The sequence below is a fragment of the Streptomyces sp. NPDC096311 genome, from assembly GCF_044763085.1.
Lineage (GTDB): Bacteria > Actinomycetota > Actinomycetes > Streptomycetales > Streptomycetaceae > Streptomyces.
Genome location: NZ_JBIWFN010000002.1, coordinates 616,742 through 639,726 on the forward strand (window position 1 = coordinate 616,742; position 22,985 = coordinate 639,726).

General features: G+C 70.3%; 21 protein-coding genes and 2 tRNA genes. 5 read left to right on the top strand and 18 right to left on the bottom strand.

What is annotated here, in order from left to right:
• Positions 1–58: 58 nt before the first annotated feature.
• Together ACIRA5_RS07400 and leuS are read right to left on the bottom strand one after the other, a co-directional pair.
• Entirely contained in the window at positions 59–781 is a 723-nt protein-coding gene (locus tag ACIRA5_RS07400; RefSeq protein WP_403688264.1) for a hypothetical protein, read from the bottom strand.
• A gap of 162 nt (positions 782–943) precedes the next feature.
• Positions 944–3,832, bottom strand: coding sequence for a leucine--tRNA ligase (leuS, locus tag ACIRA5_RS07405; RefSeq protein ID WP_403688266.1), 2,889 nt, complete (start codon positions 3,830–3,832; stop codon positions 944–946).
• 417 nt (positions 3,833–4,249) lie between these two features.
• On the opposite strand from leuS, the gene ACIRA5_RS07410 reads away from it, so the two are divergent.
• Positions 4,250–5,569, top strand: coding sequence for a cytochrome b/b6 domain-containing protein (locus ACIRA5_RS07410; protein WP_403688267.1), 1,320 nt, complete (start codon positions 4,250–4,252; stop codon positions 5,567–5,569).
• Positions 5,566–7,185, top strand: a complete 1,620-nt coding sequence (locus tag ACIRA5_RS07415) for an NADH-quinone oxidoreductase subunit NuoF family protein (RefSeq protein ID WP_067370006.1) — start codon at positions 5,566–5,568, stop codon at positions 7,183–7,185. The genes ACIRA5_RS07410 and ACIRA5_RS07415 overlap by 4 nt, the downstream gene beginning before the upstream one ends.
• Before the next feature lie 50 nt (positions 7,186–7,235).
• On the opposite strand, the gene ACIRA5_RS07420 is transcribed toward ACIRA5_RS07415, so the two are convergent.
• Positions 7,236–7,308 (bottom strand) — tRNA-Ala (locus tag ACIRA5_RS07420).
• A 147-nt stretch (positions 7,309–7,455) separates the two neighbouring features.
• On the opposite strand from ACIRA5_RS07420, the gene ACIRA5_RS07425 reads away from it, so the two are divergent.
• Complete coding sequence (locus tag ACIRA5_RS07425) at positions 7,456–8,688, top strand: glycosyltransferase 87 family protein (RefSeq protein ID WP_403688270.1); 1,233 nt, start codon at positions 7,456–7,458, stop codon at positions 8,686–8,688.
• Here the strand turns inward: ACIRA5_RS07425 and ACIRA5_RS07430 are convergent.
• The 3 genes from ACIRA5_RS07430 to ACIRA5_RS07440 form a co-directional block, all read right to left on the bottom strand.
• Positions 8,657–8,890 (bottom strand): hypothetical protein, encoded by a 234-nt coding sequence (locus ACIRA5_RS07430; protein WP_010986886.1) that lies wholly within the window; start codon positions 8,888–8,890, stop codon positions 8,657–8,659. The genes ACIRA5_RS07425 and ACIRA5_RS07430 overlap by 32 nt on opposite strands.
• 3 nt (positions 8,891–8,893) lie before the next feature.
• Positions 8,894–9,067: a hypothetical protein gene (locus tag ACIRA5_RS07435; RefSeq protein ID WP_101405208.1), complete on the bottom strand. Its 174-nt coding sequence runs from the start codon at positions 9,065–9,067 to the stop codon at positions 8,894–8,896.
• 69 nt (positions 9,068–9,136) lie between these two features.
• Positions 9,137–10,606, bottom strand: coding sequence for an MFS transporter (locus tag ACIRA5_RS07440; protein WP_403688273.1), 1,470 nt, complete (start codon positions 10,604–10,606; stop codon positions 9,137–9,139).
• Between the two features lie 119 nt (positions 10,607–10,725).
• On the opposite strand from ACIRA5_RS07440, the gene ACIRA5_RS07445 reads away from it, so the two are divergent.
• The gene (locus ACIRA5_RS07445; protein WP_403688276.1) at positions 10,726–11,643 is read left to right on the top strand and encodes a helix-turn-helix transcriptional regulator; all 918 of its coding nucleotides are present in this window, start codon (positions 10,726–10,728) and stop codon (positions 11,641–11,643) included.
• 80 nt (positions 11,644–11,723) lie between these two features.
• Here ACIRA5_RS07445 and ACIRA5_RS07450 read toward each other — a convergent pair.
• From ACIRA5_RS07450 to ACIRA5_RS07480, 7 genes are all read right to left on the bottom strand, one after another.
• Positions 11,724–11,796, bottom strand: a tRNA-Ala gene (locus ACIRA5_RS07450).
• Between the two features lie 107 nt (positions 11,797–11,903).
• Positions 11,904–12,602 (bottom strand): histidine phosphatase family protein, encoded by a 699-nt coding sequence (locus ACIRA5_RS07455; protein WP_403688637.1) that lies wholly within the window; start codon positions 12,600–12,602, stop codon positions 11,904–11,906.
• A gap of 35 nt (positions 12,603–12,637) precedes the next feature.
• Complete coding sequence (gene rsfS / locus ACIRA5_RS07460; protein WP_075032719.1) at positions 12,638–13,081, bottom strand: ribosome silencing factor; 444 nt, start codon at positions 13,079–13,081, stop codon at positions 12,638–12,640.
• A gap of 172 nt (positions 13,082–13,253) precedes the next feature.
• Positions 13,254–15,053, bottom strand: a complete 1,800-nt coding sequence (locus ACIRA5_RS07465; protein WP_403688279.1) for a LytR C-terminal domain-containing protein — start codon at positions 15,051–15,053, stop codon at positions 13,254–13,256.
• A gap of 25 nt (positions 15,054–15,078) precedes the next feature.
• Entirely contained in the window at positions 15,079–15,645 is a 567-nt protein-coding gene (nadD, locus tag ACIRA5_RS07470) for a nicotinate-nucleotide adenylyltransferase (RefSeq protein ID WP_248297702.1), read from the bottom strand.
• 247 nt (positions 15,646–15,892) lie between these two features.
• On the bottom strand, positions 15,893–16,054 hold the full coding sequence (locus tag ACIRA5_RS07475) for a hypothetical protein (RefSeq protein ID WP_403688282.1): 162 nt from the start codon (positions 16,052–16,054) through the stop codon (positions 15,893–15,895).
• A 192-nt stretch (positions 16,055–16,246) separates the two neighbouring features.
• Positions 16,247–16,405: a hypothetical protein gene (locus ACIRA5_RS07480; RefSeq protein ID WP_403688283.1), complete on the bottom strand. Its 159-nt coding sequence runs from the start codon at positions 16,403–16,405 to the stop codon at positions 16,247–16,249.
• 103 nt (positions 16,406–16,508) lie between these two features.
• Here ACIRA5_RS07480 and ACIRA5_RS07485 point away from each other — a divergent pair, with 103 nt between their 5' ends.
• On the top strand, positions 16,509–17,687 hold the full coding sequence (locus ACIRA5_RS07485) for a M48 family metallopeptidase (RefSeq protein ID WP_403688285.1): 1,179 nt from the start codon (positions 16,509–16,511) through the stop codon (positions 17,685–17,687).
• 112 nt (positions 17,688–17,799) lie between these two features.
• On the opposite strand, the gene ACIRA5_RS07490 is transcribed toward ACIRA5_RS07485, so the two are convergent.
• From ACIRA5_RS07490 to proB, 5 genes are all read right to left on the bottom strand, one after another.
• Entirely contained in the window at positions 17,800–18,867 is a 1,068-nt protein-coding gene (locus ACIRA5_RS07490; RefSeq protein ID WP_403688287.1) for a hypothetical protein, read from the bottom strand.
• Positions 18,868–19,011: 144 nt separating this feature from the next.
• A complete protein-coding gene (locus tag ACIRA5_RS07495) occupies positions 19,012–19,662 on the bottom strand; it encodes a hypothetical protein (RefSeq protein WP_352046199.1) in 651 nt (216 codons plus the stop codon).
• 62 nt (positions 19,663–19,724) lie between these two features.
• Positions 19,725–21,011 carry a glutamate-5-semialdehyde dehydrogenase gene (locus ACIRA5_RS07500; RefSeq protein WP_403688289.1) on the bottom strand — a complete coding sequence of 429 codons (1,287 nt, stop codon included), beginning with the start codon at positions 21,009–21,011 and terminating at the stop codon, positions 19,725–19,727.
• 61 nt (positions 21,012–21,072) lie between these two features.
• Positions 21,073–21,561: a hypothetical protein gene (locus tag ACIRA5_RS07505; RefSeq protein WP_403688291.1), complete on the bottom strand. Its 489-nt coding sequence runs from the start codon at positions 21,559–21,561 to the stop codon at positions 21,073–21,075.
• Positions 21,562–21,756: 195 nt separating this feature from the next.
• Positions 21,757–22,863: a glutamate 5-kinase gene (gene proB / locus ACIRA5_RS07510; protein WP_403688639.1), complete on the bottom strand. Its 1,107-nt coding sequence runs from the start codon at positions 22,861–22,863 to the stop codon at positions 21,757–21,759.
• Positions 22,864–22,985 lie beyond the last annotated feature (122 nt).

Here is a 22,985-nt window from a genome sequence, read left to right on the forward strand (position 1 = left end):
TACCTGCCGGGGAGCGCGGACGGCAGCCCGGCCCCTTTCACCTGCGGTCTAGGTCGGGTCAAGTCGTGCTCTCGGGACGGGGTTTCTTCTGCCAGGGATAGGTGGGCCGCTGTACTGGCGGGGTGATGGCGGAGCGCGGCGGCTCGTCGGCCGGGCGGGTCTGTGGGGGCTCCGGCCAGGTCTGGCCGCTGGAAGTGGCCGTGTCCGGTGCCGGTGCCTCGGGCCAGGAGGCCGTGGGCCCCGGCTCGGTCGTCCAGTGCCGCAGGGCGCCCGCCTCGACGTCGATCTGCTCACTCAGCGAATCCAGGTCGTCGGCGGCGAACCGGCGGGCCCGGTCGCGCGCGGCCCAGCGCAGCGAGTCCGCGGACTGCGTGATCCGCTCGGTGCGCTCGCGCAGCTCGGGCAGCCGCGTGGAGAGCGTCCTCTTGTCCGGTTCGCTCTCCAGGCGCCTCAGCTCGTCGTCCAGCTCGCGCGCGTGCACACTGAGCCGCTCGAACAGCCCCAGGGACTCCTTCAGCGACTCGTCCTCGGCCACGCCCGCGTACAGCGCGTCCTGCGTGGCCCGCATCGAGGTGCGCAGCGTCAGCCTCAGCTGGGCGATCTCGCCCGCCGGGCCCGGCTGAGTGAAGGTCTTGGCACGCAGGGTGGTGTCCTCGACCGTGCGGCGGGCCTGGGAGATCGTGCGGTCCACACCGCGCTTGGCGGCGCCGATCACCTTCACGGTGGCGTATGCGCCCAGCACCACGAACAGCAGGAAGAGCAGGGCGATTACTGTGATCACGGCTTCCACCACGCTCCTCCTCCGGACGTCGCGGCAACCGCCGCGTCGCTCTTCAACGGTAAACGCAACGGGCAGGTCCGGAGTTCCGGAAGAACCCCGAACCTGCCCGTAGGGGACTACCCCTAGCCAAGCGACCCATCCGTGCCGGACCGGGACAAGCGGCTACGCCGTGACGATGTTCACCAGCTTCGGCGCCCGCACGATCACCTTGCGGATGCCCGCGCCGTCCAGTGCGGCGACGACCTTCTCGTCGGCCAGCGCGATCTTCTCCAGCTCCGCGTCGGAGATCGACGGGGAGACCTCCAGGCGGGCCTTGACCTTGCCCTTGATCTGCACGACACAGGTCACGGCCTCGTCCACGGCGTACGCCGGGTCGGCCACCGGGAAGTCCTGGTGGACGACCGAGTCGGTGTGGCCCAGCTTGCGCCACAGCTCCTCGGCGATGTGCGGGGCCAGCGGCGCGGCCAGCAGCACCAGGGGCTCGGCGACCGTGCGCGACACGGGGCCACCGGTCTTGGTCAGGTGGTTGTTCAGCTCGGTGACCTTGGCGATGGCGGTGTTGAAGCGCAGGCCCTCCAGGTCCTGGCGCACGCCGTCGATCGCCCTGTGCAGCGCCCGCAGGGTGTCCTCGTCGGCCGGGGTGTCGACGACCGTGACCTCGCCCGTGGTCTCGTCGATAACGTTGCGCCACAGCCGCTGCAGCAGCCGGTACTGGCCCACCACCGCGCGCGTGTCCCACGGCCGCGACACGTCCAGGGGACCCATCGCCATCTCGTACAGGCGCAGGGTGTCCGCGCCGTACTCGGCACAGATCTCGTCCGGAGTGACCGCGTTCTTCAGGGACTTGCCCATCTTGCCCAGCAGCCGGGAGACCTTCTCGCCCTGGTAGTAGTACGCGCCGTCGCGCTCCTCCACCTCGGCGGCCGGCACCGCGATGCCACGGCTGTCGCGGTACACGAAGGCCTGGATCATGCCCTGGTTGAACAGCTTGTGGAACGGCTCGACCGAGGAGACATACCCCAGGTCGTACAGCACCTTCGACCAGAAGCGCGCGTACAGCAGGTGCAGCACGGCGTGCTCGGCGCCGCCGACGTACAGGTCGACGCCACCGTGCGGCTGGCCTTCGCGCGGGCCCATCCAGTACTGCTCGATGGCCGGGTCGACCAGCTTCTGGTCGTTGTGCGGGTCCAGGTAGCGCAGCTCGTACCAGCAGGAACCGGCCCAGTTGGGCATGGTGTTGGTCTCGCGGCGGTACTTCTGCGGGCCGCGGCCCTCACCCAGGTCCAGGGTGACGTTGACCCAGTCCTCGTTGCGGGACAGCGGCGTCTCGGGAGAGGTGTTCGCGTCGTCCGGGTCGAAGGTGCGCGGCGAGTAGTCCTCTACCTCCGGCAGCTCCAGGGGCAGCATCGACTCGGGCAGCGCGTGCGCGACGCCGTCCTCGTCGTAGACGATCGGGAAGGGCTCGCCCCAGTAGCGCTGGCGGCTGAACAGCCAGTCGCGCAGACGGAAGTTGACGGTGCCCTCACCGATGCCCTTGCGCGCCAGCCACTCGGTGATGCGCTCCTTCGCCTCGGCCACGCCCAGGCCGTCCAGCGAGATGTCGTCGTTGGAGGAGTTGATGATCCTCGCGTCGTACGACCCGAAGGCGTTCTCCCACGTCGACGTGTCGGTGCCGCGGCCGTCCGTCGGTTCGACGATGCAGCGGATCGGCAGCTCGAAGGCGCGCGCGAACTCGAAGTCGCGCTGGTCGCCCGCCGGGACGGCCATGATCGCGCCGGTGCCGTAGCCCATCAGGACGTAGTCGGCGATGAAGACCGGGACCTGCTCGCCGTTGACCGGGTTGGTCGCGTAGGCGCCGGTGAAGACACCGGTCTTGTCCTTGGCCTCGGCCTGCCGTTCGACGTCGGACTTCGAGGCGGCCTGCCCACGGTAGGCGGTGACGGCCTCGGCGGGCGTGGCGTGACCGCCGGTCCACACCTCGTGGGTGCCCTCGGGCCAGGCTTCGGGGACGAACTTGTCGACCAGCGGGTGCTCGGGCGCCAGCACCATGTAGGTGGCGCCGAACAGGGTGTCCGGGCGCGTGGTGAAGACCGTGATGGCTTCGCCGTCGATCGGGAAGTCGACGCGGGCGCCCTCGGAGCGGCCGATCCAGTTGCGCTGCTGCAGCTTGATCGCCTCGGGCCAGTCCAGCGCCTCCAGGTCGTCCAGCAGCCGGTCGGCGTACGCCGTGATGCGCATGTTCCACTGGCGCAGCTTGGCCTTGAAGACGGGGAAGTTCCCGCGCTCGGAGCGGCCGTCGGCGGTGACCTCCTCGTTGGCCAGCACCGTGCCCAGCCCGGGGGACCAGTTGACGGGCGCGTCGGAGGCGTACGCCAGCCGGTACTCGCTCAGGACGTCGGCGCGCTCGGTGGCGGTCAGCTCGTTCCACGCGCGCGTGGCGCCGTCAACGCTCGGTACGGCGCGCTCGCCGCTCTCGAACTGGGCGATCAGCCCGGAGATCGGACGGGCCTTGTCCGCCTCGTCGTCGTACCAGGAGTTGAAGATCTGCAGGAAGATCCACTGCGTCCACTTGTAGTACTCCGGGTCGATCGTGGCGAACGACCGGCGCTTGTCGTGGCCCAGGCCCAGCGCGCGCAGCTGGGCCTTCATGTTCTCGATGTTGGCCTCGGTGGACACGCGCGGGTGGGTGCCCGTCTGCACGGCGTACTGCTCGGCGGGCAGGCCGAAGGCATCGAAGCCCAGGGTGTGCAGGACGTTGTGGCCCGTCATGCGCTGGAACCGGGCGGATACATCGGTGGCGATGTAGCCCAGGGGGTGGCCGACGTGCAGACCCGACCCCGAGGGGTACGGGAACATGTCCATGATGAACTTCTTGGGCTTGGCGGCCAGCTCGGGGTCGCCCGCCAGGTCACCGCTGGGGTTCGGCGCCTCGTACGTGCCCTCGGCGTCCCAGAAGTCCTGCCAGCGTGCCTCGATCTCAGCGGCCATCGCGGCCGTGTAGCGGTGCGGCGCTGCCACCTCGGGGGCGGCAGCGGGGTTCGTCTCGCTCATGATCCTCAAAGCTCCATCGATCGTCTCTGCCGGCGGCTTAGAAATGAAAAATCCCCTCGCACAGGAGGGGACGCCGCGCCGATGCCGACCACGGGTCGTCAGTGGTCGGGACTGATCAGCGCGGCTCGCTAAGCAGAAGGCGTACGGCACGCATGGCGTCAGGGTACCGCAGCCCTCGCGCGCGCCGCGACGAGCTTTGGACGGGGCCGGACACGCCGTGCCGCTCGTCACAATCACGCCAAAAAAACTGAACAATATTCAAATATTACTTCGCGTAAGGGGACGCTACGGGACAACACAAGAACCTGGCCGCCCTTTGATAACAACGCAATAACTCAAACCTCGTACCCATCGGTATGGCTCGACTTAGAGTTCGGCTTCGGGACCGCTTCCCCGAACCGTTGGGAGTAACCCCCTATGAACCCTCGTCGCAGTGGCAGCACGCTTCCCCGACCGGGCCGCTCGGCCTACGGGATGGCGAGCGCTGCCGTCCTGCTGCTCATACCCGTGGTCGTGTTGGCCGGAGGCCACCAAGTCCAGGACTTCCTCAACTTCGGCGCGGGCGTCCTGTCGCTCGTCTCCCTCACGTGCTCCGTCATCTGGGGCCTCATCGCCCAGGACCGGCTCATCCTCAACACGCGTCAGCGGATCGTGGCACAGGGCATCCACCGGGTGACGGCCGTCGGCTCGATCGCGTTCCTCTTGGTGCACATCACCATCAAACTGGCGCTGGACCACACCGTCCTGATCGCCGCGCTGATCCCCTTCAGCCTGGGCGTCAAGGGCAGCGCAGGACTCATCGGCCTCGGCTCTCTGGCCGGGCTGCTCATGATCTTCGTAGGCATCACCGGCGCACTGCGCAACCAGTTCGCGGCCCCGGCACCGGTCGCGGCACGCTGGCGCGCGATGCACATGCTGGCGTACCCGGCCCTGTGCGCGGCGCTGATCCATGGTCTCTTCGCGGGACGGGCGGCGAAGCCGTTCTTCATGGTGTCGTACGAGTTGTGCCTGGTCGCGGTCGGCGGGGCCCTCGCCCTGCGTGCGGCTCCCCACCCCTTCAAGCGCAAGGTCGCCGACCGGATCCTGGCGATCCTCGGCGAGGGCGGCGGAGCCGGTGGCCGCATGGCTCGCGAGGACCTGACGGCATCCCGTGCCGCCCTGTCGGAGAACTCCCTGCCGGGCTTCGCCCCGCGCCCTGCGCAGCAGTCCTCGGGCGCCCCCTTCGTCCCCCCGCAGCGCACGCCGTCCCCCGGGCAGTCGCTGTACCAGACCCCGGCCGACCCCGCCGCTGCCGCGGACGCGACGTCCGGTTTCGCGGCCGCCTACCGGGCCGTCTCGGGCACGCCCGGCGCGAACCCCGCCGGCGCGGCCCCGACCGAGCGCGTCCAGATGCCCATGGACATGCAGCCGACGGAGACGTTCCCTCGCGCCGACGCCGGCGGCAGCACGTCGGGCAGTTGGCCCATCCCCTCGCCGCCGCCGGTCGGCGAGGCGCCCCGCTCCGCGTACGACCCGCTCGCCGACACGGGATACAACATCCCCGTCTATGACAATTCGGCCACCGGTGGGTACGGCACGAGTGATGTGTACAACAACGGTGAGACGAATCCTGCCTTCGGTACGTACAACACCAACGACACGTACGACAGCGGTCCCACGACTGACGTACTGCCGGGCGCCTTCGACGCTCCTGGCTCCGGTGAACCATGGAACGCCCCTTCCGGAGGCTTTAAGTGAACGAGGCCCTGCCCGACGTCCCGGAGGTCCGCGTCGTCGGGCTTCCGCAGCTCACGTCGGGCTTCGACCTGGTTGAACGGCTCGATCTGCCCATGCACCTCAAGGTGCACGGGCCGCTCGAGCCGATGGGCGGTGAACAGCTCGCGGGCCTCGCCGAGGCGATCGGCCTGAAGGGCCGCGGCGGCGCGGGCTTCCCCTTCGCCAAGAAACTGCGCTCGGTCGCCGAGTCGGCCATCAGCAAGGGCATCCGACCCGTCGTGGTCGTCAATGGAAGTGAGGACGAACCCGCCTGCCGCAAGGACACGGTGCTCATCAACCGTGCCCCGCACCTCATCCTGGACGGCGCCCTGCTCGCCGCGGAGGCCATGGGCGCCCGCACCCTGGTCATCGGGGTGACCCGTGAGTCGACCCAGCGGTCCATGGAGGCCGCGCTGGCCGAGCGCGGCCTCAGCGACCGGCGCGGATCGCCGCTCCGCGCGCGCGTGCAGCGCAATCCCGTGCGCATGGTGACCGGAGCGGCCGCTTCGCTCATCCGCTCCATCGACGGCGGCCCGGCCATCCCGCCGGGCCGCAAGATCAGCGCGTCGCAGAGCGGTGTCGGCGGCGCGCCCACCCTGCTGTCGAACGCCGAGACGTACGCGCAGCTGGCCATCGCCGCCCGTATCGGCCCCGACCGCTACCGCAACACCGGACTGTACGACGAGCCCGGCACCGTCATGCTCACCATCTCCGGGGCGGTCGCCCGCCCCATGGTGATCGAGGTCCCCACCGGCGTGCCGCTGCGCTACGTGCTCCAGCTGGCCGGCGCCCCGCCGATGCCGCAGGGCGTGCTGACCGGCGGCTACCACGGCAAGTGGCTGGACGCGGCGACGGTCAACGAGGCGATCGTCTCGCGCAACTCCCTGGACGCGGTGGGCGGCGCGCTCGGCGCCGGCGCGATCCTCCCGATCACCCAGGAGACGTGCCCGCTGGGCGAGTCTCTCCGGGTGGCCCAGTGGCTGGCGGAGGAAAGCGCGGGACAGTGCGGTCCCTGCTACCTCGGCCTGCCCGCCGCGGCGCGCGGCCTGGAGGACATCCTCAACGGCGGCGGACCGGCCGCCCTGGAGGCCGTGAAGCAGGTCGCCAAGGCCGTGAAAAGACGCGGCGCCTGCTCACACCCCGACGGCTCGGCGATGTTCATCGAGTCGACCATCAAGGCGTTCACGGACGACCTGGCCGCCCACGTCCTCGGCAATGGCTGCGGAAGGCCCGTGGAGGGCGTTCTGCCGCTCTTCGAGGGCGGTCAGCTGCCCACCGGCATCCCTGGCGGCCAGGCGGTCGAGGAGGCCGGCCCCAGCCGCCAGAAGATCTACGTCGACTGGACACTGTGCCGCGGTCACGGCCTGTGCGCGGACATCCTTCCCGAGGTCTTCGAACTGGGCGCCGACGGCTTCCCCACCGTCGCGCAGGCCCAGGTGCCCCGGTACGCGGAGGCGAAGGCGCTGCGGGCCGTACGCCGCTGCCCGGCGCTCGCCCTGCGCATCGAGGAGGACACCCGCTCCTCCGCCCCGGCGCGCAACAACCTTCCGGTCCTCTCCCAGCGCCGTGGTCGTCGGGCGCTCGGCAGCGGCCGCTGAACACGACGAAGGCGGGTCACCCCGACCGGGTGACCCGCCTTCAATATGTGTGGAGCTAAGGAGAATTGAACTCCTGACCTCCTGCATGCCATGCAGGCGCTCTACCAACTGAGCTATAGCCCCTTGCCGCCATGCGGCGAAGCCGCATATCGACCGTGTCGCCCGGCTTCCCCGGCGGCGACGCCAACATTACACGGTCCTCCCCGTGGACCACCAAATCGATTCCGTGCCGTGCGGACAATGCGGACATGAGGGATAGTGTCGGCCTTCGTGACCGTGATCGCGCTCCCCCGTGTCCGCCGCCGTGCGCCCGTCGCCGTGGGGGCGTGCCTGTTGTCCTTCGCGGCCTTCTGGTGGGCACAGCGGGCCGCGCACGTGTCGATGATCGACCTGATGGTGTACCGAGCGGAGGGCGAGACCGTCCGCGCGGGCGGCGACCTCTACGCGCTGCGTACGACCGAGGCCCATCTGCCGACCACCTACCCGCCGTTCGCGGCGCTGCTGTTCACGCCGCTGACACTGCTGGACACGTCGACCATGCGGACCCTGGCGACGGCCGGAAATCTGGCCCTTCTTGTGGTGTTCGTGGCCCTCTCGCTACGGCTCGTCGACCACGCACGCGTGGAGGGCGTCTGGTGGGTGTCCGCGGTGGCCGTGTGGTGCGAGCCCGTGTGGACGACCGTGCGGTACGGGCAGATCAATCTGCTGCTCGGCGTGCTGGTGCTGTGGGACCTGACGCGGCGGCCCTGGCACCGGTGGGCCGGAGTGGGCATCGGGCTCGCGGCGGCGATCAAGCTGACACCGGCGCTCTTCGCGGCGTTCCTGCTGGTCGCCGGTGTCGTGGCACACGCACGGCGGGGCCCTGAAGGCCCCTGGCTGCGGCACGCGCGCGGGGCGGCCGTCGCGTTCGCCGGAGCAACCCTGCTGGCGGCCTCCGCCCTGCCCTACGACTCATGGCGCTTCTGGAGCCGCATGGTCTTCGAGACGGGTCGGGTCGGCCTCGTGGAGGACACCGCGAACCAGTCGCTGCGCGGGGTACTGGCCCGGCTGCTGCACACCACTCAGCCGGGCCTCTGGTGGGTCGCCTCGGCGGCCGTGGCGGGCTCCCTGGGCCTCGGGGTCGCCGTGGCGGCGGAGCTGCGCGGGCGGCGCGCCTGGGCCGTGGCCGCCTGCGCGGTCACGGCGCTGCTGATCAGTCCGGTGTCATGGTCGCACCACTGGGTGTGGTGCGTGCCGATGGTGCTGATCCTCGGCACACGCGGCCGGACGGCCGCCGTCGGCTCGGCACAGGTGACGGCCGTCGGTACGGCACTGGTGACCGCCGCCGGTACGGCACTGGTCTTCTGCTCGTACGCGCTGTGGTGGGTGCCACACGGCCCGGGACGGCTCGAACTGCGCCAGACGGGCGCCCAGTTGACGTTGTCGGCCCTCTACGAAGGAGCCGGTCTCGTCTTCCTGACCCTGATCGGGGTCAGGCTGTGGCGAACGAATAGAACCGTTTGAGCGTGCAGTGCTCGTCGAGGAGCCGGCCGTAGATCGGCTCGCCCTCCAGCTCGCGGTACGTCTCGATCGGGTCGCCTTTTATGATCAGCGCCCGCGCGCACTCCTCGCACCAGTACTGGTAGTCGTGGTTGACCGGCTCCATGTCGCGGACGATCGGCGTGCCACTGCCGCACCAATCGCACTTCCGCCTGTGTGCACCCATCGATCAGCTCCAGCTGTGGCCGCAGGCCGTGCACACGTAGGAGATCCCGCCGTTGTCGCCGAGGACCTGGGCGACGTGGACCGATCCGCAGGAAGGACAGTCGAGGAGAGTGGCTCTTCTACGTGTCTGTGCCACATCGAGGAGATCGTCGACCTCCTCGAGGATGCTCGCAGGCATCGCTTCTCCCTCCCGTCGGGCCGCGCCCCCTTCCGGCCGTTTGATTCTGCCACGGCCGGAGCAATACGGTCAGCGACGCCTTCGTACCAGTCCGGACACGGCACCCGACGTGGCCGTCGCGGCCAGCGCATACGTGCACATGAGGAGCGCGTCCGCAGAGGTATACGCCCCCGGAGCCCCAAGTGACTCAAGTCGGTTCAAGAAGAGTGTGCCGAAGGCCGCGACACCGATCAGCTGACCGAGCTGGGCGACCGTCGCGAGCAGTCCACTGGCGTCGGCCGCGTCCTCGGGCCGCACCGTGGCCAGAGCCCTGGTCAGCGTGGGGCTGAAGCCCAGTGCGAGACCGGTCCCCATGCCCGCGAACGCCACATACAGCCAGAAACCACCGTCGCCCCCGCCCTTCAGCGCGGCTCCGACGCAAGCCACGGAGACGGCGGCGATGGCGAAGCCGGCCGGGATCAGGACGCCCTGCAGAGCGGCCGGCCAGTCGCGCCAGGTCAGACCGACCAGGCCGAAGACCACCGCGGTCGGCGCGAAGGTGAGTCCGGCGCGCAGCGCGCTGTACCCGAGGCCGCCCTGAACGTGCAGGGTCAGAGCGAACAGGAAACCCGCGTTGACCGCCATCACCGCGAGCAGGCGGAAGACCGCGAGACCCATGCCGGGGTGGCGCAGCACCCGGGGTGAAATCAGCGGCGCTCCACCCCGCCGGGCGAGCCGGGACTCGTACAGACAGAAAAGGGTGAAGAGGATCACGGCCGCGCCGAGCGACAGCCAGGACCACAGCGGCCAGCCCTCCTCCTGACCGAGCACGAGCGGCACGGTGAGCAGCGACACAGCGGCGCCGAGCAGGACGAGGCCCGGCAGGTCGAGGCCGCGTGAGCGCTCCACGGCTCCCGAGGCGTCCCGGGGCAGGACGCGGTGGCCGACGGCCAGGAGCACGAGGCCCACGGGCACGTTGACCAGGAACACCGGCCGCCAGCCGGTGCCGAACAGGTCGGCGCTGACCAGGACGCCGCCCAGCACCTGTCCGGCCGCGGCTCCCGTCGCGACGACGGCGGAGTACGCGCCGAGGGCACGGGCCCGGGCCTCGCCGGTGAAGTGGCGCTGGATCAGGCTGAGCACCTGCGGGATCATCACGGCCGCACCGGCGCCCTGCACCAGCCGGAACGCGATCAACTCCCCGGTTCCCCCGGCGAGTCCGCACGCCAGCGAGGCCGCGGTGAACAGCGCGAGCCCGGCGAGGTGGACGCGGCGGTGGCCGAGCAGATCGCCGAGGCGCGCGCCGGTGATCAGCAGTACGGCGTACGCGATGGAGTATCCGGCGATCACCAACTGCATTCCGGCGCCGGACGCGTGGAGTTCGGAACCGATCGTGGGCACGGCGACGTTCACGATGAAAACGTCGAGCAGTGCCATGAACTGGGCTGTGAGCACGACCGCGAGCAGCCGTCCGGGGCGATTGTCAGTGCCGGGGGCTTTACTGGTCGCAGGACTTGAATCCGCTGCGGGACCTGGGCCCGCGGGGGTTGTCGTCGTCATGGCTCCGAGCCTGGCGGCGGCCGGATACGGGTGCCGAGAGCCCACCGATGCTGGTACTGACAGCACCTGGCAGCGGACGGGTTCGACGCGGACGATGGAAGACGGGGGAAGTGAAGCCGATGAACACGACACAGCGTCGCAGGCCGGAGCTGGCCGGCTTTCTGCGCGGCCGGCGGGCGCGGGTGACACCCGCCGACGTCGGGATGCCCCCGGGCTTGCGGCGCCGCACGCCGGGTCTGCGCCGCGAAGAGGTCGCGCAGCTCTCCGGGGTCGGTGTGACCTGGTACACATGGCTGGAGCAGGGCCGTCCCATCAACGCCTCTCCTCAGGTCCTGGACGCGGTGGCGCGCACCCTGGGCCTGGACCAGACCGAGCGGGAGCACCTGTACCACTTGGCCGAAGTGCCCTACGAGTCCGAGCCGGAGCTCCCCGCACAGACCGTGAGCGCGGAGATCGAGGGCATCATCGACGCCCTCGATCCGCACCCGGCGGCGGTCTACAACTCGCGGTACGACATCCTGGCGGCCAACCCCCCTTACCGCGACCTGTTCTTCGTGCCGCAGACGCTCGACATCGGCGTTCCCAACGTGCTGTGGACCCTGTTCACCGTGCCCGAGCCCGGCTGCCCCGTGGTGTTCCTGGACAGCGAACTGCCGTTGATGGTGGCGACGCTGCGCTCCGCGTACGGCAGACATGTCGGCGAGCCCGCCTGGGAGGACTACATACGCGGGCTGTCGGCCGCCAGCCCGCGCTTCGCCGAGTTGTGGGCGGGCGGAGACGTCCTCCCGCCGGGACCGCGTGTGAAGACGTTCCGCCATGAGGCGGTGGGCGAACTGCGAATGACCTCGGTGTCGCTGTCCATCGACGGGATGCCGGAGTGCCGGATCGTCGCCTACACCCCGGACGACGAGAAGGCGCGCAAGGGGCTGGCGGTTCTGCGCGAGCAGCGGGAGCGGTTGTGGCCACCGTCACTCGCGGCCGCCACGGCATCCCTGGGACCGATGCCGCCCATGTCACCGACAACCTGGGGGACATGAAAAAATCCCGCCCCACGAAGGGAACGGGATTCTCATCACTGATCTGTGCTGATCTTTGACAACTCAAGAGAGTTTATCTGTGGAGCTAAGGAGAATTGAACTCCTGACCTCCTGCATGCCATGCAGGCGCTCTACCAACTGAGCTATAGCCCCTTGTGTTCTTCCCGCCCGGCGGGGCGAACAAGAAGAACTTTAGCCTGCGACCTGCCAGAAAGTGAAATCCGGTCCCTCCTGGCCCACGGGACCGGACAGGGGGCCGCTCAGTCGTCGTCGCCGAGCACCGGCTCCGGCAGTGTGCCGGCGTTGTGCTCGAGCAGCCGCCAGCCCCTCGCGCCCTCTCCGAGGACGGACCAGCAGCAGTTGGAGAGGCCACCCAGGCTCTCCCAGTGCCGGGACTCCAGGCCGAGCAGGCGCCCGATGGTGGTGCGGATGGTGCCGCCGTGACTGACGACCACGAGGGTGCCGTCCTCGGGGAGCTTGTCGGCGTGGCTCAGCACCACGGGGGCGGCGCGGTCGGCGACCTCGGTCTCCAGTTCGCCGCCGCCGCGGCGCACCGGCTCACCACGCTTCCAGGCGGCGTACTCGTCGCCGTACTGGGCGATGATCTCCTCGTGCGTCAGCCCCTGCCAGACGCCCGCGTAGGTCTCGCGCAGGCCCTCGTCGTGGATGACGTCGATGCCGGTGAGCGTGGACAGTTCGGCGGCCGTGTTCGCGGCGCGCTGGAGGTCCGAGGCGACGATCACATCGGGCTTCAGCGAGGCGAGCAGCCGGGCGGCGCGGCGGGCCTGGCCGATGCCCGTCTCGGTGAGCTCGACGTCCGTGGTGCCCTGGAAGCGACGATCCACGTTCCAGGAGGTCTGGCCGTGCCGCCACAGGATGACGCGGCGACCGCGGCCCGGCTTCTCCCCGGCCTCGACGCCCGCGACGGTCGGCTGCCGCCCCGCCTGGGCGTCACCCATGGCGGACGTCCTGGCCGCCTCGGCGCCCGCCGCGGTCACCGCAGCTCCCCGAATTCGACGGAGTCCTCCTCGGCCTGCAGCTTGGCGTGCTCGGCGGCCTTGCCGCGGGTGGCCTTGGCGTCGGCGGGCAGGTCAAGCTCGGGGCAGTCCTTCCACAGCCGCTCCAGAGCGTAGAAGACACGCTCCTCGCTGTGCTGCACGTGCACCACGATGTCGACGTAGTCGAGCAGTACCCAGCGGGCCTCGCGGTCGCCCTCGCGGCGCACCGGCTTGGCGCCGAGCTCCTTGTTCAGCCGCTCTTCGATCTCGTCGACGATCGACTTGACCTGGCGGTCGTTGGGGGCGGACGCCAGCAGGAAGGCGTCGGTGATCGAGAGAACGTCGCTGACGTCGTAGGCGATGATGTCGTGCGCGAGCTTGTCTGCGGCCGCCTGCGCGGCGGTGGTGATGAGCTCGATGGAGCGGTCCGTGGCGGTCACTACGCGGCTTTCCGTCGGCGGTCAGTAATGACTCAAGGGTCTCACGGACCGCCGACGGCGCCCCACGCGTTTCCGTGGCCACGTCCCGGGGGCCCCGGGACGTGGCGCCGACCGCTCCGGAGGGTCACCCGCGACCACTCCTCGTGATCGCCCAGTGGAGTGGTCACCGTGATCACCCGGTGGAGGTGGTCACCTTGTAGTCCTGGCCGAGGACCACCGAGACGTCCGCGTTGGACGAGCCACTGCCCTTCTTCACGGTGCTGGTGGGCAGGCCGAGGGTCTTCGCGACCTCGATGGCGTCGTTCTTCCTGGCGGCATCGGTGTACGTGATCTGGGACACGCTCTGGGCGGTGGCGGCGGTGCCGGAGTCCAGGAAGGTGTAGCCGCCGTTGACCAGGACGACGCGGGACTTCTCGGTGGCGTCCTTGTTCCCGGTGGCGTTCTTGATGCCGACACGGACGGCGGCACCGGCGTCGGGACTCTTGGCGGTGCCGCCGAGGACGTCCTTGACCACGCTGTTGGTGGCGCTCTCGCTCAGGGTGCCGTCCTGCTGCACGGGCAGCAGCGCTGTTTTGTAGTCGCCGCCCTTGGCGAGGTCGGCGAGCTTGGCGAGGAAGGCGCCGAGGTCCTGGTCGGTCAGGGAGGGGTCGAGGATCTGCGCCAGGGTCTGCACGGTGGTGGTCGCGGCCTGTTTGTCCGAGGACAGCTTGCGCAGCACGCCCTGCATCACCTGTCCGAACCGCTCCAACTGCGCGTTCTGGGCTTCGCCGGAGGCCCGGTAGGTGGCGTAGGCGACGGCCATCTTGCCGCTGAGGGTCTGGTTCTCGCCCTTCTTGACGAGGGGCGCCTCGCCCTTCTTCTTCGCGTCGGGGTCCGGCACATCGGCGTTGGTGGTGAGGTCGATGCTGCCGACGAGGTCGACCAGGTTGTTGAGGTAGGGGGTGTCGAGGCGCCAGGTGCCCTGGATGTCGGTCCCGAGCACCGTGTCGATCGCGTCCCGGGTCCCGGAGGAGCCGTCGTCGCCGACGGACTTGGCGAGCGTGGTCGTGGAACCGCTGTCGTCCGTCAGGGCAAGGGAGTTGGGCAGCAGGACGGTGGTGCCCTGCTTGGTGGTGGTGTTGTCGACGAGCAGCGCCGTAGAGGTGCCGCCGCCCTTCGTGTTGTGCAGGTGAACGACGATCACATCACGGTTCTGGGCACCCGTGGCCGTCGTCGCGGCGGACTTGCCGCCGGAGGAGGTGCCGGGCAGCTTCCCCGCGTACCAGAGGTAGCCGACGCCGCCGACCGCGACCAGGGCGAGCACCACGACCAGAGCGACGACCCTGCTGCGGGCGCGGCGCTTGGCCTCCTCGCGGCGCTCGGTGCGGTTCTCGGTGAAGTTGAGCCAGTCGATGACGTCTTCGGGCTCGGCTTCCTGCTCCTCGACGAAGGCGAACTGCTCGGTGCGGTAGTCCCGGTCGGCCCGGGGCTCCTTCTCCTCCGCGGGGCGCGCCTGCTGCGGGATGTACGCGGTCTGCTCGGCGACCCGGGGCTGCTGCCCGGTGCTCGTGCCCGCGGCGCCGGTCCCGCTCCGGGACTGACCGGCCTGCCCAGCCCGCCCCGTCTGCCCGGCCTGGCCGACCTGCCCCGTGTGCACCGTCTGCCCATAGGCGTCGTACGACGGCGTCGTCCCGGCGGCGCCGGACGCACCGGCTCCGTACGGGTCGTAGGCGGGGACCGCGGTCTGCTGACCGGTGTCGTACGAGGACACGGGCTGCTGCTGACCGGTGTCATAGCCCCCCGCGCCGGTCGCGTAGGGGTCGTAGCCGTAGCCCTGGTGCTGCTGCTGGGGCTGCTGTGGCTGCGCGTACGGGTCGTAGCCCTGTTGGGGCTGCTGGGGCGCCACCTGCCGGTACACAGGCTGCCCGAACTCGTCGTAGCCGACGAGCTCGTACTGGTCGCCGCCCGCGTATCCGTCGTATCGGTCGTTCACCGGTGCCCCTCTCGGCTCACTCGCCTCACTCGCCGCGGTACAGCTCACGCTTGTCGATGTAGCGCACCACACCGTCCGGCACCAGGTACCAGACGGGGTCACCCTTGGCGACTCTCGCACGGCAGTCTGTGGAGGAGATGGCCAGCGCGGGAACCTCGACCAGCGAGACGCCGCCCTCCGGCAGGCCCGGGTCGGTCAGGGTATGACCGGGCCGGGTGACTCCGATGAAGTGCGCGAGGGAGAACAACTCTTCCGCGTACCGCCAAGTGAGGATCTGGCCAAGCGCATCGGCACCGGTGATGAAGAACAGATCGGTGTCGGGGTTGAGGGCGCGCAGATCTCGCAGGGTGTCCGTGGTGTAGGTCGGGCCGCCGCGGTCGATGTCGATGCGGCTCACCGAGAACTGCGGGTTCTCGGCGGTGGCGATGACCGTCATCAGATAGCGGTCCTCGGCCGGTGAGACCTTCCGGTCGGACTTCTGCCACGGCTGCCCGGTCGGCACGAACACCACCTCGTCGAGGTGGAACTGCGCGGCGACCTCGCTGGCCGCCACGAGGTGCCCGTGGTGGATCGGGTCGAACGTTCCGCCCATGACGCCGAGGCGGCGCTTGCCCGGATTCGAGGGGCCGTTCCCGGGGCCGGTCGTCAGCCGGCTCACCCTGCCTCTCACCGGGCCGCCGAGCGCGTCACCCGCGGCGCCGCCGACGGCGCCGCTCTCCGTGTCACTCGCCGGACCGGTAGGCATGTCCTGCTCTCCCATGCGTGCAGACCCTACCGGCCCGGTCGACGGGCTCCGCCCGACAGGGGTCCCCGGGACGGTTCCGGACGGCCGAAAAGGCTCAGCGGTCGCGGTTGAAACGCGTGGTGATCCACAGCAGCAGGAGCAGCACGAACAGCGCGCCACCGCCGGTCAGGAACGGGTTCAGGCTCTCGTGGTTGCCCCCCTGCTCGCCTTCGGCGGCAACGGTGACCAAGTGTGCAGCGGTGCTGTGGAAGCTCATCTCGGCAGGACCTATCCGGTGTGGGCGGGATAAAGACGTCGGTCCATCGTATGCGGGGGCCTCGGTCGCGATCACGCCGACTCCGCCGTTGGGGACGCCGGTTGCTCCGGCCTCCCCGGCCGACACAGCCGCGGCCGTCCGGCTTGTCCCCGCCTCAGCGGTCCCGCGTCAACCGTCCTGCCGGTTCCCGCGTCAGTCGTCCCGCTTGTACCCGCGCAGCAGGAACCAGGCGGTCAGGCCCACCCCTACGATCATCACGATCAGCACGACACGGAGCAGATTGCCCGGGCCGTGCTTGTCTGCCGCGTTCGCGGCCTCGGTGAGCCAGGCGGCTGCGGGGATGTGCTCCATGGTGATGGACTCCTTCTCTGTACTGCCCGTCCACGTTATCTCCGCCTAGGCTGGGCCGTGCCTTGGGGGCACAAAGGGCACTCAGACGCACATGGGGGAACACATGTCCGACAACGGCCACCACCAGAACGGGCAGGAGAAGGGGCACGAGAACGTGCCGAGCAGGCAGCGCAGGCGCTTCGAGGGGATCTCCTCGCGCACCTACGAGCACCCCGCGGACCGCTCGGCCCTCGTGGCCCTGCGCAAGCTCAGCGGCTTCGACACGGTCTTCAAGGCCCTGAGCGGCCTGCTGCCCGAGCGCAGCCTGCGGCTGCTGTTCCTGTCCGACTCGGTGCGCGTCTCGGACGTCCAGTTCGCGCACCTCAACACGATGCTGCGGGACGCCTGCCACATCCTGGACCTGGAGAAGGTCCCGCCGATGTACGTCGCCCAGGACCCGCAGCCGAACGCGATGTGTATCGGCCTGGACGAGCCGATCATCGTCGTGACGACCGGGCTCGTCGAGCTGCTGGACGAGGAGGAGATGCGGGCCGTCGTCGGGCACGAGGTCGGCCACGCGCTCTCCGGGCACGCCGTCTACCGCACGATCCTGCTCTTCCTGACCAATCTGGCGCTCCGGGTGGCCTGGATCCCGCTGGGCAACATCGCGATCATGGCGATCGTGACCGCCCTGCGCGAGTGGTTCCGCAAGTCGGAGCTGTCGGCCGACCGGGCGGGGCTCCTCGTCGGGCAGGACCTGAAGGCCTCGATGCGCGGCCTGATGAAGCTCGCGGGCGGAAATCACCTGCACGAGATGAACGTGGACGCGTTCCTCGCGCAGGCCGAGGAGTACGAGGCCGGGGGCGACCTGCGCGACTCCGTGCTCAAGATCCTCAACACCCTCCCCCGCACCCACCCCTTCACCACGGTGCGCGCCGCCGAGCTGAAGAAGTGGGCGGAGTCCCGCGACTACCAGCGGATCATGGACGGTCACTATCCGCGGCGCACCGAGGACAAGGAGACCTCGGTCTCGGACTCCTTCCGGCAGTCGGCGGCGAGCTACGCCACGGACGTCAAGAACTCCAAGGACCCGCTGATGAAGCTGGTCAGCGACATCGCGGGGGGCGCGGGCGACCTCGGCGGGCGGGTGCGGCGCGGGTTCGGAGGCTTCGCCGGCGGCACCTCGAAGGACCAGACCACCCCTAAGGACCAGACCGCCCCGAACGACCAGACCGCCCCCGAGGACCGGACCTCGCCGAAGGACCAGCCGCCCCGGGACAGCACCCCGGAGGACGACGACTGACACGCACGGGAGCCGGGAACGCGACGGTCACGGTCAGAACTCTGAGCGTCGGACCTGCGGCCATCAGACCGTCCATCGGCCGCCAGAGCATCGACCGCCAGGCCTTCGACCGTCAGACCCTCGGCTGCGAGCTCGTCGCCAGTGAGCCGCACAGCGCCGTCGCGCTGCCCGTCGCGTACGGGTCGGTGCCGGCCGGGCCGCCCGCCTTCGCCGTCTGGCCCGCGAGCAGCGGATGCAGATGGCTCACCGAGTCCTCGGAGCACGCGAGCGGTCCGGCCTGGACGTAGGAGACGACCACCTCGGCCTGGTGCATGCGCAGGTCGTCGCGGTCGAAGCGGAACTGCAGCTCGCGCCGGACGGTGAACAGCGAGGCCTTCGCGCCGGCGTCCGAGCCGGCCGGCTTCAGGGCGTACACGAAGGTGTGATCGGCGACGACCTCAAGGGTGCTGGAGTCGAACTCGGCGGCCTGAAGGGTGCCCTGCACCCTGATCCTGGAGTCGGCGAGCTGGGCGCGGGTGGGGTCGAAGCGGACCAGCCAGCCGGTGGGCGCGTGCCGACCGTCGGCGGCCGGGTGGTCGAAGCTCTGGTCGAACTGGTCGAGCTGCTGGGGGGCGAGCAGGATCCGCACCGGCCGGTTGGTGACCCCCGTGAGCACCTCCGGGTCGAGCGAGGACTTGACCAGGTAGTCCTTGGCGGTGGTCAGGGCGGCCACGACCTGGCTGTCGGAGAAGTGCGCGGTGCGCCGGTAGGCGGGCAGCGCGATGCCGTCGGCGCCGACGGCGAACTGGGCGGCCGGGCTGTGCGCGTACAGCTCCTCGGCGCTCGTGGCCCCCGGTACGGCGGTCTGGGGCGCGAGGGGTATGACGGTCATCCGCAGCGGTTCGGGGGGCTGGGCGGCCGGGGTCTGGTACGGGTGCCGCACGCCCATGTAGATCGCGGTGCCGAAGGCGACGGCGATCAGCAGGACCAGGATCAGCGCCTGCCGGGGCAGACCTCGCTGGAGGGTGGGGCGGCGGCGTACGGCCGGGGCGTGGTCGGCCATCCGTTCCTGCGCGGAGAACTCCTGGAGGCGGGCAGCGCGGACGAACGACTCGTCGAAGACGACGGATCGGTATTCGTCCTCTCCACCAGCGGGAGCGCCCTCGGGTGTCCCCTCAGGTGGGTCTCCAGGCCCGCCCATACCTTCAGGGTAGGTCTCCGGGGGCTCAGGTAAACGCCGTGGTACACGACAACTTCTGACAGGTTCTCACCAGGATCGCCAAGGACCATCGCGATCGTCAGAATGTTCGAAGGGTAGTCAGGGACGGCGCGGGCACCATGGGTGTCAGGGCGTTCGGGGAACCGCGGACACGGCCGAATGGGAGTACTCGGCCGAAGCGGAGGGGCCGGTGCCGGTGACCTTGTCCTGGCCTTGTTCGAGGCCCGTGGAGGCGGGCGGCGGGACCTGGTCCTGGCGGCCCGAGGAGGCCCCCCGGTAGACCGCCGTGAAGGCCAGGGCGACCATGCCGACGCCCATCACGAGGGCGAGCACCCAGGCGACAGGGCGGTGCCAGCGGGCCTGTTTTCCGTAGGCCCTGCCGTATCTGCCGTATGAGCCCGGCACTCCGTAGCGGCCTTCGAGGATCTCGGTGTCGTCGAGGTCGTCCAGGTCCGGGTCATGGTCGAAATCACCAGGGCCGTCGGGCCCGAACCCGTCCTCGTAGCGCTCGTCGTCGCCGCGGGCACCCCGGGAGTGTGCCCGGCGCGCCTCGGCCTCTGAGGCCTCCGCGCGGGCCTGCGCGGCTGCTAGGAGGCGTTCGACGGCGGTCGGCTCATGGATCACCGCCGCACGTACGAAGTCCTCGTCGAAGACCACGGAGGCGAACTCTTCGTCCGCACCCCCGCGGTCGCGGTCGTCGTCGGGCTCCCAGCCGTCAGGGAACGGCGTGCCCCCCACGTCCTCCGGCACGGATCCAGAGTAGACCTGGGGGGTCATTTTGGGCAGACGGTATGGAAATTCATCCGCCTGACGAGACGCGGCTCACGCGGAGCGCGGGCTCAGCGCCGGATGTGTCCGTCGCCCGTGACGATGTACTTGGTGCTCGTCAGCTCCGGCAGCCCCATCGGTCCCCGCGCGTGCAGCTTCTGCGTGGAGATGCCGATCTCGGCACCGAAGCCGAACTGGCCGCCGTCGGTGAAGCGGGTCGAGGCGTTCACGGCGACCGTGGTGGAGTCCACCAGCTGCGTGAAGCGGCGGGCGGCCTGCTGCGAGGTGGTGACGATGGCCTCGGTGTGGCCGGAGGTCCACAGCCGGATGTGTTCGACGGCCCGGTCGAGCGAGTCGACGACGGCGGCGGCGATGTCGTACGAGAGGTACTCGGTCTCCCAGTCCTCGGGCGTGGCCTCGACGACGGTGGCCTTGGAGTCCTTGGCGTAGGCGAGGACTCGCTCGTCGGCGTGCACGGTGACTCCGGCGTCCGCGAGGGCGTCCAGGGCGCGCGGCAGGAACTCGGGGGCGATGTCCTGGTGCACGAGGAGCGTCTCGGCGGAGTTGCAGACGCTGGGCCGCTGCGCCTTGGAGTTGATCAGGATGTCGATCGCCATGCCGAGGTCGGCGTTGGCGTCGACGTACACATGGCAGTTGCCCGTGCCGGTCTCGATGACGGGGACGGTGGACTCCTGGACGACCGTGCGGATCAGCGAGGCCCCGCCGCGCGGGATGAGGACGTCGACCAGACCGCGGGCGCGCATCAGCTCGCGCACAGACTCTCGGCCCTCGCCGGGCACCAGCTGGATGGCGTCGGCGGGCAGTCCGGCGCCGCCCACGGCGTCGCGCAGCACTCGGACCAGGGCGGTGTTCGACTCGAAGGCCGAGGAGGAGCCGCGCAGCAGGACGGCGTTGCCGGACTTCAGGCAGAGGGCGGCGGCGTCGACCGTGACGTTCGGGCGGGCCTCGTAGATGATCCCGACGACGCCGAGCGGGACGCGGACCTGGCGCAGGTCGATGCCGTTCGGGAGGGTCGAGCCGCGTACGACCTCGCCGACCGGGTCGGGCAGCGAGACGACGTCCCGCACGTCCGAGGCGATGGCGCGCACACGCTCGGGCGTGAGCGTGAGCCGGTCGATGACGGTCTCGCTGGTGCCGGCCTCGCGGGCGCGCGCGATGTCCTTGGCGTTGGCCGCGACGATCTCGCTCGTACGGACCTCCAGCGCGTCCGCGATCGCGAGCAGCGCGTCGTCCTTCTCGGCCCGCGGCAGGGGTGCGAGATCGGCGGCGGCGGCCTTGGCGCGGTAGGCGGCCTGGGTGACCGGGGACATCGAGTCGTACGGCGAGAGCGTGGTCATATCGGAAGGGTAGTGCGCCGGACGGACCCGTCCCGCGGCTGTCCCACACCCCGAGACAGGGTCAAAAGGGATGGACTCCGACCGGAGTGGCCGGAAGTGGCCCATACCCCTCCGCGATCCGCTGGTGGTACGTCTCGCGGTCGATGACCTCCAGGCCGACGATCTCCCAGGGCGGGAGCTTGGCGGTCTGGCGGTGTTCGCCCCACAGGCGCAGGGCGACGGCCGCCGCGTCGTGCAGGTCGCGGGCCTCTTCCCAGTAGCGGATCTCCGCGTGGTCGTTGGCGTAGCGGCTGGTCAGCAGGAACGGGTGGTCGTGGGCCAGCTGTTCGAGGGCACGCCTGACCTCCTTCAGCGGTGCCTCGCCACCCGAGACGCTCAGCGTGACGTGCCACAGCCGGGGCTGGTCGGCCGGCCTCTCGCCCGCGTAGCTGTCACCGGCCGCGACGCTCGTCAGGGCCCGTTCCTCGCCCATCGCGCGGGAAGCCGGACCACCCGCCCGGGAGGCGGCACCGCCGCGGGACGCCGCCGCCCCAGGGCGCACTCGTCTCACGACGGCCTCCTTTTCGCAATGGTCCGCAATCGTCGTACTGCATCGGGCTGTATCGGGGTCTCCCCGCAACAAAGTTGAGCAGGTGGGGAGCCGCCGTGTGGCACTTTTACACAACGTCCCCCGGCGGGGGCCTCGGAATCGGCCTTTTACGGGTGTACTGGACAGCTGTTTCAGAGGTGGTGCGGAACAGGCGTCTTACGGATGCAGGAGCACGAGGTCGTCCCTGTGTACGACCTCGCGTTCGTACTCCGGGCCCAGCTCGCGGGCCAGCTCGCGGGTCGAGCGCCCGATGAGCTGGGGAATCTCCTTGGCGTCGAAGTTCACCAGGCCCCGTGCGACCGCCCGCCCCGTGCTGTCGCGCAGCTCGACGGGGTCGCCCGCGGTGAAGTCGCCCTCGACGGCCGCGATACCCGCCGGCAGCAGCGAGGTGCGCCGGTCGACGACCGCGCGCACGGCCCCGTCGTCCAGGACGAGCGCGCCCTGCGGGGTCGAGGCGTGCTGCAGCCACAGCAGCCGGTCGGCGGAGCGCTTGCCGGTGGGGTGGAAGTACGTGCCGGTGTCGCCGCCCGCGAGGGCCTCGGCGGCGTGCACGGCGGAGGTGAGCACCACCGGGATGCCCGCGGCCGCCGCGATCCGGGCCGCCTCGACCTTGGTGACCATGCCCCCGGTGCCGACGCCCGCCTTGCCCGCGGTGCCGATGTCGACGTGCGCGAGGTCCCCGGGTCCGCGGACCTCCGCTATCCGCGAGGTGCCGGGCTTGCTGGGGTCACCGTCGTACACGCCGTCCACGTCGGAGAGCAGGACGAGCAGGTCGGCCCGTACGAGGTGGGCGACGAGCGCGGCGAGCCGGTCGTTGTCGCCGAAGCGGATCTCGTCCGTGGCGACGGTGTCGTTCTCGTTGACGACCGGCAGGGCACCCATCGCGAGGAGCTTGTCGAGGGTGCGGGCGGCGTTGCGGTGGTGGGCGCGCCGGCTGGTGTCGTCGGAGGTGAGGAGCACCTGACCGACACGGACGCCATGGCGGGCGCAGGAGGCTGTATAGCGGGCGACCAGGAGGCCCTGGCCGACGCTGGCGGCGGCCTGCTGCCGGGCCAGGTCCTTGGGGCGACGGCGCAGCCCGAGCGGGGCGAGGCCGGCCGCGATGGCGCCGGACGAGACGAGGACGATCTCCTTCTCGCCGCCGCTGCGGTGCTTGGCGAGGACGTCGACGAGCGCGTCGACACGGTCGGCGTCGAGTCCGCCCGCGGCCGTGGTCAGCGACGAGGAACCCACCTTGACGACAATCCTGTGGGCCCCGGCCACGGCCTGCCTCGCCCCTGCCACCTGGCCTGCCATGTGCCCAGTCACCTGCCCTGCCACCTGCGGTGTGTCCCCTCGCGTCGGTCCCGCCCGGCAATCTACGCGAACGGGCGGGGGCGGCGCCC